The organism is Micromonospora craniellae (genome assembly GCF_014764405.1).
Taxonomy (GTDB): Bacteria; Actinomycetota; Actinomycetes; order Mycobacteriales; family Micromonosporaceae; genus Micromonospora; species Micromonospora craniellae.
Map to the genome: position 1 here is coordinate 2,321,202 of NZ_CP061725.1, position 12,915 is coordinate 2,334,116.

The following is a 12,915-nucleotide window of genomic DNA, read 5'->3' on the forward strand; positions in this document are numbered from 1 at the left end:
AGACTCCTGCGGCCGACGGTGACCGGAGTTACCCCGCTCGGCGGAACTTCCGGCGTCGGCCACCCCGGCCGCCGCCGCGCCGAGCGAGGCCGCCGGAGTGCTGGGCGTACGTGATCCGTGGGTGAAGGCCGCCGACGACGGCATGACCGCGGCGTTCGCCACGCTGGTCAACGACGGCGACACCGACGTCACGCTGACCGGCGCCAGCACCGAGGTGTCCCCGATGGAGGTGCACGAGATGGCCATGCGGGACGGCGAGATGCGCGGCGGTCGAGCCGTTCCACGGCGTACACCAGTCCGGGATCGCGACCGAACCGCAGGCCCACGCGGCCTTCGTCGCCTTCACCCTGCGCCCCGGCACCGACCGGGCTGCCCTGCGCCGGATGCTGCGGCTGCTCTCCGACGACGCCGCCCGGCTCACCCAGGGCCGACCGGCGCTGGCCGACACCGAGCCGGAACTGGGTCTGCTGCCCGCCCGGCTCACCGTCACCTTCGGCTTCGGCCCCGGCCTGTTCACCGGCGCCAGCCTCGACGACCGCCGCCCGCCCTCGCTCGCCGACCTGCCCGCGTTCCGGATCGACCGGCTGCAACCACGGTGGTCCGGCGGGGACCTGCTCGTGCAGGTGTGCGCCGACGACCCGATCACGGTCGCGCACGCCCAGCGGGTGCTGGTCAAGGACAGCCGCCCGTTCGCCACCGTCCGTTGGGTCCAGCAGGGCTTCCGGCGGGCCGCTGGTGCCGAGCCGGGCCACACCCAACGCAACCTGTTCGGCCAGCTCGACGGCACCGCCAACCCGAAGCCGGGGCACACCGGTGGCGACTGCGGTCTGGGTGCCGGACTGGCCGGACTGGCTTCGGCACGGCACCACGCTCGTGGTGCGGCGGATCAGCATGGACCTGGAGACCTGGGACCTACTCGGCCGCGTCGACCGGGAACTGGCGGTCGGCCGGCGACTGGGCAGCGGTGCCCCGCTGACCGGGGTGCACGAGCACGACGAGCCCGACTTCGCGGCCCTCGGCCCGGACGGGTTGACCGTGATGCCGAATTTCTCGCACGTCACCCGGGCACACGTCACCGACGACCGGTTCCGGATCCTTCGCCGCCCCTACAACTACGATGGGACACCGGCCGCCGACGGCACCGCCGACAGCGGACTTATCTTCGCCTCCTACCAGGCCGACATCGACCGGAAGTTCCTGCCCATCCAGCGGCGGCTCGCCGAGCGGGACCTGCTCAACGAGTGGGTCACCCCGATCGGTTCCGCCGTCTTCGCCGTCCCGCCGGGGTGCCCGGAGGGCGGCTGGATCGGCCAGCAACTGCTCGACTGACGAGGAGAATCACCGCATGTCCACCCGCCTCCGCCACCGGGTCACCGCCGCACTGGCCGCCTCGCTGCTGGCCGCCACGGCGCTGCTGGCCACGCCCGCGTCCCCCGCGTACGCGCACAACGTGCTGACCAAGGCGACCCCGGCCCAGGACGCCGAGCTCACCAAGGCGCCGACCAAGGTCACCCTCCAGTTCCTGCAGCGGCTGAACCCCGACTACACCACGATCACGCTCAGCGACGCGGACAAGGCGAAGGTGGCCACCAGCGAGGCCGAGGTGGACGGCACCAAGGGCACGATCACCATCGACACGCCGCTGGTCAACGGCACCTACACGGTGGCGTACCGGATCGTCTCCGCCGACGGGCACCCGGTGCAGGGGTCGTACCAGTTCACCGTGGCCGACCCGACCGCCACCGCCGAGCCCACCCCCACGCTTAGCCCCACGCCCAGCCCGGAGCCGACCGAGGCGGCGCCGTCGGCCGAGCCGACCGTCTCCGCCAGCCCCGCCGCGAGCGGCGCCGACGACGACTCGACCCCGGTGGGGCTGCTGGTCGGTGCCGGGGTGCTGATCGTGCTGGCGGCCGGTGCGGCGGGGTTTCTGCTGCGCCGTCGCCGCACCGCCGGGCAGTGACCGACCCGGCTCACCGTCACCTTCGGCTTCGGCCCCGGCCGACCACCCTGGCCAACCCGACATCCGGCTAACCGAACTTTTAACCCATGCTGCCGTCGCCGACCGGCAGTCCGACGCCCGGCCCGCAGCCGACACCGCACCCGACAGGGCAGCCGACACCGCACCCGACCTGGCAACCGACAGCACACCCGAGCCGGCAGCCGCTGCCGGTCACCGGGCCGGGCTCCGGCCCGGGTCCGATGCCGGCCCCGGCCACCCTGCTGATCGCCGGAGTGACCGTGAGGCCGGTCGGCGCGGTCAGCGGGGTGGCCGCCGTGGTGTAGCCGGGACTCGCGTCGATGGACGACGCGGTGGCCACCGTGCCGGTCTGGATCAGCGCCGGTGTCACGGAGGTCCCGGTCACGGTGGCGACCACGGTGATCGGCGTCAGGTTACTGCCGCCGGGGAACGGCACGTTGGAGTTCGTGCAGGTGATGCTCTGCCCGGAGGGCGTGCCACAGGCGGTAGCGCGCCGGACAGGGTTCGGGCCGTACCGCCGACCGGGGTGAGCCGGACCGCGTACCGGCCTGCCGGCACGGTGATCCCGGTGCTGGTGGTGTACTCCGACCCGGTGGTGTTGGCGACCACCTCGACCGGCACCACGGAGGCAGTACGGGTGCTCGCCCGCAGCGCGATGGCCGCCGACGAGGTGCTGGTGGCGGTGCTGTTGATCGCGCAGTAGCCGACGCCGTTGCGGCCCGGTCCGCGGATCACGACCTGGCCCGGCACCCGCCCGCCGGTGGTGGAGATGTACGCCGGGTTCGTGCAGCCGGTGCCCTGGTAGATGCTGTTGCTGTAGTTGCCGTAGACGTCGAAGCCGATGCCCAGGTAACCGTTGGAGAGGCCGACCGAGCCGCCGCTGAAGGCGGCCGAGTAGCCGAGCGATCCGCCCGGCTGGCCGATGATCGACGGCGAGCGCGGGTCTGCGGGGTCGACGGCGGCGAGCACGAAGGCCAGGCCGTCCGCCCCGGTGCTGGTGCCGCCATACTGGTAGGCGTTGAAGGTGACGTGTAGTCCCTGTGACGTCGGCACGCTCACCGCACCGAACACGCCGCCCTGCCGGGTCAACGACGCGGGTGTCAGCCGGAGCTTGCCGCTGCCCGGCTGGTCGGTGCTGGTCGGGCAGCTCAGCAGCGGGCCGGTGGCGGTGTTGCCGGACGCGCTCAGGCAGGCGCTGTTGCTGCTGGTGCCCGAGGGCACACCCGGCACCGCCACCGCGCCGACGCCGTTGGCGGTGTTGTTGCGGAAGGGTTGGTCGAACAGCACGGTGCCATCCGCCGCAGCCGTGCCGGGCAGCGCGACCAGCACTCCTGCGGTCAGCGCGACCGACATCGCCGTTGCGACCCTCGGTCGTCCCCATCGCGCGAACGACATGCACCCCTCCGGACTCATCCACCTCGCCAACCTCACAGGAGCCTTGCGGTGCCTTTGGTGACAAAAGTGACCACACCCGACATTGAGGGTCAGGCGGGTCACTCGGCGCGGACACGACGTCGGGGTGACGGCCATGGCGCACCCCTCGGGCGGGTGGATGGCGCAGCACCCGGCGACACGCACACCGGACAAGCTACCGACTTCGTCACCGAAGGCGTTCGTAACGCTACCTATGGCCACTGTCGACGTGTCGCTGGTCCAGCCCTGTCGGCGTGCCGACCCGCCCGGGAGTCGGCGATGCGGCATCCGGCCGGAATCGATCACCTTCACGCCCTGGTGGGCCGCCTCGAAGTCCCCCTCACCGGTCGGTACGTCAGGCGCTGCGCGGGGCGTACATGATCACGGCCACGCCGAGCAGGCAGACCGCCGCGCCGGTGACGTCCCAGCGGTCCGGCCGGAACCCGTCGAAGATCATTCCCCAGGCCAGCGAACCGGCGACGAACACCCCGCCGTACGCGGCCAGGATGCGCCCGAAGTTCGGGTCCGGCTGGAAGGTGGCGACGAAGCCGTACGCCCCGAGGGCGAGCACCCCGGCGGCCACGAACCACAGTCCGCGATGCTCCCGCCAGCCCTGCCACACCAGCCAGGCCCCGCCGATCTCGGCGACGGCGGCGAGCACGAACAGCAGTACGGAACGCAGCACGGTCACGGCCCGCACCCTACCGCCGGCCCAGATGTAAGGAAGGGTCCCCTGCTATACACCAGGCGTTAGTACGGGACCCTTCCTTACATCCCGGCGGCGGCGTGCCGGACCAGGCGACGGGCTTCGTCGCCGGGTACTCCGGTGGCCCGCAGCAGGTCGTTGGCGACGGTCCGCAACTGCGACACCACGATGGTGCCGGAGAAGCCCATCTCCTGTCGGCACGCCACACCGGCCTCCCGGACCGCCCGCAGCACCCGCTCCCGGGCGCGCTGCGGCTCCTGCCTGGCCAGGAACTCCTGGTGCAGCAGGCGTACGGCCTGGCCGAAGTGCTCGATGGCGGCGGGCAGGTCCGCCGGTACCGGCTCCTGGTCGCGCAGCGTCGTGTGGATGCGGCGGACCAGGGTCCGGCTGTTGCGGAACGCCCGGTCCAGATGACCGGCTCCGGCCCGGTACGCGCTCAGCGCCCGCCGTCGCCGCCAGTACAGCGGTGAGAACCGGACCACCTCGGCGGCGGCGGTCACCACCTCGTGGACCTGCCGCAACTGCGTCTCCGAGTGACGCATATCGTTGAGCAGCCTCTCCACTCCGCGACCGTCGCCCCGAGCCAGCCTCTCGGCGGCGGTGGTCATCTGCCTGGCGAAGGTGTCCAGCGCCGGCCCTGCCACCCGGCGCAGGCTGCGGATCGGGTTCATCGGGGCGAGCAGCAGCACCACGACCAGTCCGGTCGCGCCACCGACCAGCGCGTTGACCGTCCGGGGCAGGAGGACGTCCGGTGAGTTCGGGGCCAGCGTGGCGATCAGCACCGCCGTACCGCCGGCCTGGGTCACCAGGCCACCGGTCCCCCGTACGGCCACCGCCGCCAGCAGCGCCCCGAACACGATCACGAAGGTCTGCCAGGGACCGGTGCCGACCGTGTCGACCAGCAGGTCGCCGACGAAGATGCCGAGCAGCACGCCGAGGATCAGTTCGGCGGCACGAATGGCGCGGCGGCCGATCGACGCGGCGATCACACCGACCGCGGCGGCCGGGGCAAAGGTGGGTTCCGGGTTGCCGAGCACCTGGCCGGCGATCACGAAGGCCAGTGTTGCGGCCAGCCCACCCTGGAACGCCAGCAGAAGGTACTGCCGCACCCGCCGGAAGCTGCTCTGCCCCGCGGTCGACGCGTGGCCGCGCAGGCTGTCCACCGAGATCCGCATGAGCACGGGTACCCGATGCGTGGCCGGGCAACCTAACCGGCCGGGTGGGCCATGGTGCCGGTGAGCGTGACGGTGCCCGAAAGCCGGGTGTCCTGCCGCAGGAACTGCACCACCACCGGCACCGGGGAGTGCAGGACGCAGCCGTACGGGCGGTCCAGGCGGACGGCCTCAGGATCGATCAGGTCGTTGACCCGTATGTGGCGGATCCGCCGGGGACCGACGGCGAAGTGGTACGGCCCGACCGGTTCGGCGTCCTCGTAGTAGAAGGTGAGCGTGAGCCTGGCCTCGGCATCGGTGGTGTTGAGCACGCAGATCTTGTCGTAGCTGGTGAACTCCGGTTCCGGTCCGTTGCTGTCGAGCGGGATGTGCCCGCCCGGCACCACCCAGACGCGCCCGCCGAGCTGTCCCATCACGCCTCCTCCAGCAGTCGGGCCAGAGCGGGGGTGAGAAACACCCCGCCCGGGTCGAGTCGACGCCGCGCCTGCCGGAAGTCGTCCCAGTGTGGGAAGAGCGGACGCAGCTCACGGGCGGTCAACCAGTGCTTCTTGCCCCAGTGCGGTCGACCGCCGTACTGGCGGAAGATCGCCTCCATGTCGCGGAAGTACTCCTCGTACGGCAACGAGACGTTCTGCAGGCAGGCGATGGTGGTGGTGGGCCGGTCGTAGGCGTTGCTGAGCCAGATGTCGTCGGCGGCGATCGTCCGCACCAACACCCGCCAGCCCACGATGCGCCGGTGCCGGTTCAGGATCCGCTTCCGGACCTCGGCGAAGCAGGCCGCGAACGCCTCTGCCGGAAGCATGTACTCGATCTCCTCGAAGCGCAGGTCCCGGTTCTGCGGAATGGTCCGGTGGGTCGGGCCGATCTCCAGTTCCCGGGGTTCGCTCCACGGCGTTGACTCCAGCGCCCGGCGGGCCCCCCACATCTGCCCCTCGGGCAGGTCGTCGGCGCGGTTCATGGTGCGGATCTGGGTCAGGTCGCTGCGCGGGTACCAGTAGAAGTCCATGTTGCGGTTGGTGTGCTGCAACTCGGCCAGGTGGTCCAGGGTCCAGTCGACCGGCGCGCACCAGGCCCGTCGGCGCAGCTCGTACCGGGGCTGGGCGTCGAGGGTGATCTGAGTGACCACGCCCAACGCGCCGAGCGAGAGTCGAGCGGCGGGCAGCAGGTCGACGTTGCTGGTCGGCGAGATCTCCAGCGCCTCGCCGGTGCCGGTGACCAGCCGTACTCCGGCGACCTGGGTCGAGAGGTTGCCGAACCGGACGCCGGTGCCGTGCGTACCGGTGGCGGTGGCGCCCGCGATCGACTGGTAGTCGACGTCGCCGAGGTTCTCCATCGCCAGCCCGGCGTCGTAGAGGCTCTCGCCGAGCGCCTTCAACCGGCTGCCGCCCCACACGGTGACCTGATCGCCGTCCTGACCGATCACCCCGGCCATCCGGTCCAGGCTGACCAGGGTCCCGTCGGTACGCACCAGCGGGCTCGACGAGTGACCCGAGCCGACCGGCCGCAGGTGCGTGCCCGACTCACGGGCCCGCAGCACCAGGTCGCGCAGTTCGTCCTCGTCGGCGGGCGCCGCGTGATCACCGGGGGTGAAGGACAGGCTGCCGGACCAGTTCACGAACGGGCGTGACATCCGCTACCTCTCTCCCTGCGGGCAGCACGCTTACCCCGCCTCCGCCCCGGGTAGTCGTAACCGCAGACGGCACCCCACCCACGTCCCTCCGGAGCTGCGATGACCTTTCCCCCGATCGACTCGTACGCGTTCCTCTCCGACACCCACACCGCCGCGCTGGTCGCCGCCGACGGCGCGGTCGAGTGGTTCTGCGTGCCGCATTTCGCCGGTGACGCCGTATTCGCCCGCCTGCTCGACCGGAAGGTCGGCGGCGCGCTCGACCTTTCCGTGGCCGGCTGCGACGGCCCGATCCGGCGGTACCTGCCCGACACGCTGGTGCTGGAGAGCCGGTGGTCGACGCCCGACGGGGTGGCGGTCGTCAAGGACTTCCTCGCGGTGGCGCCGGGGGACGCCGTCCAGCCGCTGCGCGCGGACAAGGTGCTGGTGCGCCGGGTGACGGTGGAGGAGGGCACGGTCCGGCTGGCCGTGCGGATCCGGCCCCGCCCCGACCACGGCGCCCGGGACACCGCGTGGGAACGGGTCGACGGGCGGTGGCGGGCCGCCGGCACCCCCCTCTGGGTGGACACCGACCTGCCGGCCGAGCACGGCGACGGGGTGCTGCGGATCGAGGCGGAGCTCTCCGCCGGTCAGCAGGCGGCAGTGCTGGTCGGCTACGACGAGGATGCCACCCGGGACGTCGATCCGGACGAGATGCTGGCGCGTACCTGCCGGACCTGGCAGGAGTGGTCCACCCGCAGCGACTATGCCGGTTTCGGCGCGGGTGCGGTCCGGCACAGCGCGTTGGTGCTGCGCGGGCTCTCCTTCGACGAGACCGGTGCGTTGATCGCCGCGCCGACCACCAGCTTGCCGGAGCACATCGGCGGGGTACGCAACTGGGACTACCGGTACGCCTGGCACCGGGACGCCGCGCTGCTGCTGCTCGCGTTGTTCCGTCTCGGGCACGCCGAGGAGGGCCGCCGCTACCTGCACTTCCTGCTCTCCGTCTGCACCGGCGACCTGCTCACCCCGCTGATCGGCATCCACGGTCACATCGACGAGGAGCGCGAGCTGTCGCACCTGGAGGGGTACGCCGGATCGCGGCCGGTCCGGGTCGGCAACGAGGCCGTCGAACAGGTGCAGTTCGACACGTACGGGCACATCCTGGACGCCGCGCTGGCGTACCACGAGTTGACCGGTGGGCTGACCGAGGACCAGTGGGCGCTGCTGCGCAAGCACGTCGAGGTGATGGCCGACCGGTGGAACGAGCCGGACCACGGCATCTGGGAGGTCCGTGGACCGCGCCAGCACTACGTCAACGCGAAGGTGATGACCTGGGTCTGCCTGGACCGGGGCATTCGGCTGGCCGAGCTGCTCGACGACCGGACGGCGGATGTCGACCGCTGGCGGGCGGCCCGCGACGCGGTGCACGCCGAGGTGCTCGAACGCGGTTTCGACCCGGAGGTCGGCAGCTTCGTGATGGCGTACGGCTCCACCGAGCTGGACGCCTCCCTGCTGCGCATCCCGCTGGTCGGCTTCCTGCCCGGCGACGACCCCCGGATGCAGTCCACCATCGACCGGCTCCGGCAGGAGCTGGAGGTCGGCCCCGCCCTGCTGCGCCGCTACCGGGCCGACGACGGACTGCCCGGCGAGGAGGGCGCGTTCCTGCTCTGCTCGTTCGAGCTGGTCTCGGCGCTGGTGCTGGCCGGTCGACGGGACGAGGCCCGCAAGGCGTTCGACCAGCTCCTCAGCTACGCGGGTCCGCTCGGCCTGTACGCCGAACAGCTCGACGCCGACGGGACGGCGCTGGGCAACTACCCGCAGGCGTTCACGCACCTGGCCTTGATCGAGGCGGCGTTGAACCTCGACGAGGCCGGTGACCGGGAGGCCCTGCACGCCTGGGCCGCCCGCGGCGGCTCCTGACCGCAGCGGCCAGGCCGGCTGACCTCGGCGCTTTCCGTTCCGGCGGGAACCATGCCGGGTCCGGGAGCGACTACGAATACATGGGGTGTGAGCAGTGGCGGGAGATTCTCTCGGCGCAGTTGGACGGCGAGGCGACGGCAGATGAGCTGCACGGGGTCGACCTGCACCTGAGCAGGTGCGCCGGTTGCCGCCGGTGGCTGGACACCGCGGCGACGGTGACCCGGCGGGCGCGTACCCAGGTGGTGACCGCGCTGCCGGACCTGACCGCCACGATCCTCGCCGCCGCACCGCCGCCGCGCCGGGGCTGGCGCGTCCGGCTCGCCGCCGTCACGCCGCGTGTCGACCTGTTCACGTCGCTGGCCGGACGTGCCCGTACGATCACCGGGCTGCGCGTGGCGCTGGGCCTGCTCGGCGCGGTGCAACTGGTGCTCGGCCTGGCGCAGATCGGCCGGGCCGGGGCGGCCGAGCACGGGCACGCCACCGGCCAGCACCTGTGGCACGAGTCCGCCGCCTGGAACGTGGCGGTCGGCGCCGGATTCCTCTTCGTCGCGCTGCGCCGGACCGCTCCGTCCGGGCTGCTGCCGATGCTCAGCGCCTTCGTGGCCACCCTGGTCCTGCTCTCGGTCAACGACCTGGTCACCTCGCAGGTCGCCGTGGAACGGCTGATCAGCCACGGGTTCCTGGTGGTCGGTTACCTGATCACCGTGTTGCTGGCCCGCAGCCTGCGTCGCCTCGGTGACCCGAGCGACCGGCAGCGACCCGAGCGCTCCCGCTGGCGGCTGCGGCTCGACGAGGTCGACGAGCCCGCGCCGCTGCGGCTGCTGCCGCCGCACTCGGCCCAGGCCCGGCACGGTCACGACCACCGCCGCGCTGCCTGACGGCGCGGTCCCAGTCGGGGCCGGGACGGCACCGCGTCAGCCGGCGGTGCCGTCCCGGCCCCGATGTCGGTGCGGGGTCGCCGGCGCCATCGCCGCGACGAGGTCCTCGCGGGCGCGGGCCACCCGGGACCGGATCGTGCCGACCGGTACGTCGCACACCTGGGCCGCCTCGGCGTAGGAGAGCCCCAGCAGTTGGGTGGCGACGAACGCCTCCCGCCGCTCGTGGACGAGCCCGTCCAGGAGCCCACGCAGCACCACCTGCTCGTCCACGGCGGCCTCGACGCCGCCCGGGGTCGCCTCGGCGGCGGCCTGCCAGTCGGCGAGGTTGGCGGTGCGGGGCCGGGCCACGGCCGCCCGCACCTGGTCGACGGCGACCCGGCGGGCGATGGAGAGCAGCCAGGTCCGGGCGCTGGAACGGCCGGCGAACGAGGGCAGCGCCCGCCAGGCCCGCAGGTACGTCTCCTGGACCAGGTCGTCGACCTCCCGCACCCCGGGCAGGTGGGCCAGGAACCGCCGTACGTCGTGCTGCGTGGCGCGCACGAACGCGGCGGCGGCGGCCTGGTCGCCCCGCCCCGCGGCGAACGCGTACCCGCTGATGTCGTCGGTCACGGCAGTCATCGCCGTATTGGTCGCTCGGACGCCCGGGTTGGTTCCCGGCGCCGGGCGGAATTCGTCGGCGCACGCGACACCGCCGGGCCGACGATGCGGCCCGGCGGTGTCGCAGGTTCGTTCCGGTCAGCTCCGGAAGACGTCCTTGATCTTCTCGCCCGCCTGCTTGAGGTTGGCGCGCGCCTGGTCGCCGCGACCCTCGGCCTCCAACCGCTCGTTGTCGGTGGCCCGGCCGACGCCTTCCTTCACCTTGCCGGTGGTGTTCTCGGTGGTGTTGTTGACCTTGTCCTCGAAGCCCATGTCAGCCTCCCGGGGTATCGGCTCGTGCTCTTGCTACGCAGATCAGGTACCCAGCCGAACCACACCGGAACCGTCTCGTTTCGAGGAAATCGGACGGAAGCGGCCTAGCCGGAGACTGTTGGCGACCACGAACACCGAGGAGAAGGCCATCGCCGCACCGGCGATCATCGGGTTCAGCAGTCCGGCAGCGGCCAGCGGCAGGGCTGCCACGTTGTAGGCAAAGGCCCAGAACAGGTTCCCCTTGATCGTGCCGAGGGTGCTGCGGGCGAGCCGGATGGCGTCCACCGCGGCCAGCAGGTCGTCGCGGACCAGGGTCAGGTCGGACGCCTCGATCGCCACATCCGTACCGGTGCCCATGGCCAGCCCCAGGTCGGCCTGGGCGAGCGCGGCGGCGTCGTTGACCCCGTCGCCGACCATCGCCACCGCCCGGCCCTCGGCCTGCAACCGCGCGACCACCTCGACCTTCTCGGTCGGCAGCACCTCGGCGATCACCTCGTCGATGCCGACCTCGGCGGCGACCGCCCGGGCGACGGTGGCGTTGTCGCCGGTGAGCAGCACCGGGGTCAGACCGAGGGCGCGCAGCCGCCGGACCGCCTCCCGGCTGGTCGGCTTGACCTGGTCGGCCACCGCGAGCATGCCCCGCGCCCGCCCCGACCAGCCGACCAGCACCGCGGTACGTCCGGCCGCCTCCGCGGCGGTCGCCGCCCGCACCAGGTCCTCGGGTACGACGAGCCCCCGCTCGCGCAGCAGCCGGGCCCGACCGAGCAGCACCTCGTGGCCGTCCACCGTGCCGGTCACGCCCAGCCCCTCGGCGTTGGCGAAGCCGGTGACCGGCGGCAGCTCGCCCATCTCGGCGGCACCGGCGACGACCGCCCGGGCGACCGGGTGCTCGGAGCCGGACTCCAGCGCGGCGGCCAACCGCAGCACCTCGGCGCGCTGCTCGCCCTCGCCCGGGTGGACGTCGAGCAGCGTCATCCGGCCGGTGGTGACGGTGCCGGTCTTGTCCAGCACGACGGTCTTCACCCGCCGGGTGGACTCCAGCGCCTCCGGCCCCTTGATCAGGACGCCGAACTGGGCACCCCGCCCGGTGCCGACCAGCAGCGCGGTCGGCGTGGCCAGGCCGAGGGCGCACGGGCAGGCGATGATCAGCACCGCCACCGCAGCGGTGAAGGCCGCGGTCGGCCCGGCGCCGGAGCCCAGCCACCAGCCCAGCGTGCCGGCGGCCAGGGCGATCACGATCGGGACGAAGATCCCGGAGATGCGGTCGGCGAGCCGCTGCGCGGCGGCCTTGCCGGTCTGCGCCTGCTCGACCAGCCGGGCCATCTGGGCCAGTTGGGTGTCGGCACCGACCCGGGTGGCGGTGACCACCAGCCGTCCGCCGGCGTTGACGCAGCCACCGACCACCGCGTCGCCCACGCCCACCTCGACCGGCACCGACTCACCGGTGACCATGCTGGCGTCGACCGCCGAGGAGCCCTCGTGCACCGTGCCGTCGGTGGCGATCTTCTCGCCGGGCCGCACCACGAACCGGTCCCCCACCGCGAGCCGGTCGACCGGAATCCGGGTCTCCACGCCGTTGCGCAGCACGGCGACGTCCTTGGCGCCCAACTCCAGCAACGCCCGCAGCGCCGCGCCCGCGGTGCGCTTCGCGCGGGCCTCGAAGTACCGGCCCGCGAGGATGAACGCGGTGACCCCGGCCGCCGCCTCCAGATAGATGTTGCCGGTGCCGTCGGTCCGGCTGATGGCGAAGCTGAACGGGTGGGTCATGCCGGGCGTGCCGGCGGTGCCCAGGAACAGCGCCCAGACCGACCAACCGAGCGCGGCGAGCGTGCCCACCGAGACCAGGGTGTCCATGGTCGCCGCGCCGTGCCGCAGGTTGACCAGGGCGGCCCGGTGGAACGGCAGCCCGCCGTAGACCACCACCGGGGCGGCCAGCGTCAGCGACAGCCACTGCCAGTACGTGAACTGCCACGCCGGCACCATGGCCAGCGCGATCACCGGCACGGTCAGCACCACCGACACCCACAGCCGGGTACGCAGCGGACGCAGCTCGTCCACCGGCGCGACGGCCTCCGGCGTGTCCTGCCGGGGCGGCGGCACCGCCGCCGTGTAGCCGGTCTTCTCGACCGTGGCGATCAGCTCCTGCGAGGTGACCGGGTCCGCGTAGGAGACGGTGGCCTTCTCGGTGGCGTAGTTCACGGTGGCCTGCACGCCGTCCAGGCGGTTCAGCTTCTTCTCGATGCGGGCGGCGCAGGAGGCGCAGGTCATGCCGCCGATGGACAACTCGATCAGGTTCGCTGCCGTGGGTAGGGGACGGCTCGTGGTCATGG

At 72.6% G+C, this 12,915-nt stretch carries 12 protein-coding genes and 2 pseudogenes; 5 read left to right on the forward strand and 9 right to left on the reverse strand.

From position 1 onward, the window contains the following. Positions 1-55: 55 nt before the first annotated feature. The 3 genes and pseudogenes from ID554_RS10230 to ID554_RS10240 form a co-directional block, all read left to right on the forward strand. Positions 56-262 (forward strand): annotated as a pseudogene (locus ID554_RS10230) (copper chaperone PCu(A)C); the annotation flags it as partial. A 4-nt stretch (positions 263-266) separates the two neighbouring features. Beyond that, positions 267-1,329: pseudogene (locus tag ID554_RS10235) on the forward strand (Dyp-type peroxidase); the annotation flags it as partial. A gap of 16 nt (positions 1,330-1,345) precedes the next feature. Next, on the forward strand, positions 1,346-1,960 hold the full coding sequence (locus ID554_RS10240) for a copper resistance CopC family protein (RefSeq protein ID WP_117230354.1): 615 nt from the start codon (positions 1,346-1,348) through the stop codon (positions 1,958-1,960). Positions 1,961-2,039: 79 nt separating this feature from the next. On the opposite strand, the gene ID554_RS31510 is transcribed toward ID554_RS10240, so the two are convergent. The 6 genes from ID554_RS31510 to ID554_RS10265 form a co-directional block, all read right to left on the reverse strand. Beyond that, the gene (locus ID554_RS31510; protein ID WP_117230355.1) at positions 2,040-2,414 is read right to left on the reverse strand and encodes a hypothetical protein; all 375 of its coding nucleotides are present in this window, start codon (positions 2,412-2,414) and stop codon (positions 2,040-2,042) included. Next, positions 2,387-3,331: an L-type lectin family protein gene (locus ID554_RS10245; RefSeq protein WP_117230356.1), complete on the reverse strand. Its 945-nt coding sequence runs from the start codon at positions 3,329-3,331 to the stop codon at positions 2,387-2,389. Before ID554_RS10245 ends, ID554_RS31510 begins: the two co-directional genes overlap by 28 nt. A 415-nt stretch (positions 3,332-3,746) precedes the next feature. Further along, positions 3,747-4,082: a YnfA family protein gene (locus tag ID554_RS10250; RefSeq protein ID WP_117230384.1), complete on the reverse strand. Its 336-nt coding sequence runs from the start codon at positions 4,080-4,082 to the stop codon at positions 3,747-3,749. Positions 4,083-4,159: 77 nt separating this feature from the next. After that, positions 4,160-5,272 carry an FUSC family protein gene (locus tag ID554_RS10255; protein WP_117230385.1) on the reverse strand — a complete coding sequence of 371 codons (1,113 nt, stop codon included), beginning with the start codon at positions 5,270-5,272 and terminating at the stop codon, positions 4,160-4,162. Between the two features lie 32 nt (positions 5,273-5,304). Then, positions 5,305-5,682, reverse strand: coding sequence for a sensory rhodopsin transducer (locus tag ID554_RS10260; protein WP_191088773.1), 378 nt, complete (start codon positions 5,680-5,682; stop codon positions 5,305-5,307). After that, on the reverse strand, positions 5,682-6,899 hold the full coding sequence (locus tag ID554_RS10265) for a D-arabinono-1,4-lactone oxidase (RefSeq protein ID WP_117230358.1): 1,218 nt from the start codon (positions 6,897-6,899) through the stop codon (positions 5,682-5,684). The genes ID554_RS10260 and ID554_RS10265 overlap by 1 nt, the downstream gene beginning before the upstream one ends. A 99-nt stretch (positions 6,900-6,998) precedes the next feature. On the opposite strand from ID554_RS10265, the gene ID554_RS10270 reads away from it, so the two are divergent. Continuing rightward, entirely contained in the window at positions 6,999-8,798 is a 1,800-nt protein-coding gene (locus ID554_RS10270) for a glycoside hydrolase family 15 protein (RefSeq protein WP_117230359.1), read from the forward strand. Positions 8,799-8,878: 80 nt separating this feature from the next. Further along, on the forward strand, positions 8,879-9,676 hold the full coding sequence (locus ID554_RS10275; protein WP_117230360.1) for a zf-HC2 domain-containing protein: 798 nt from the start codon (positions 8,879-8,881) through the stop codon (positions 9,674-9,676). 36 nt (positions 9,677-9,712) lie between these two features. Here ID554_RS10275 and ID554_RS10280 read toward each other — a convergent pair whose 3' ends face one another. The 3 genes from ID554_RS10280 to ID554_RS10290 form a co-directional block, all read right to left on the reverse strand. Next, positions 9,713-10,294, reverse strand: coding sequence for a sigma-70 family RNA polymerase sigma factor (locus ID554_RS10280; protein ID WP_117230361.1), 582 nt, complete (start codon positions 10,292-10,294; stop codon positions 9,713-9,715). A 117-nt stretch (positions 10,295-10,411) separates the two neighbouring features. Beyond that, on the reverse strand, positions 10,412-10,585 hold the full coding sequence (locus ID554_RS10285) for a CsbD family protein (RefSeq protein ID WP_117230362.1): 174 nt from the start codon (positions 10,583-10,585) through the stop codon (positions 10,412-10,414). Between the two features lie 42 nt (positions 10,586-10,627). Further along, positions 10,628-12,913: a heavy metal translocating P-type ATPase gene (locus ID554_RS10290; RefSeq protein ID WP_117230363.1), complete on the reverse strand. Its 2,286-nt coding sequence runs from the start codon at positions 12,911-12,913 to the stop codon at positions 10,628-10,630. Between the last annotated feature and the right edge of the window lie 2 nt (positions 12,914-12,915).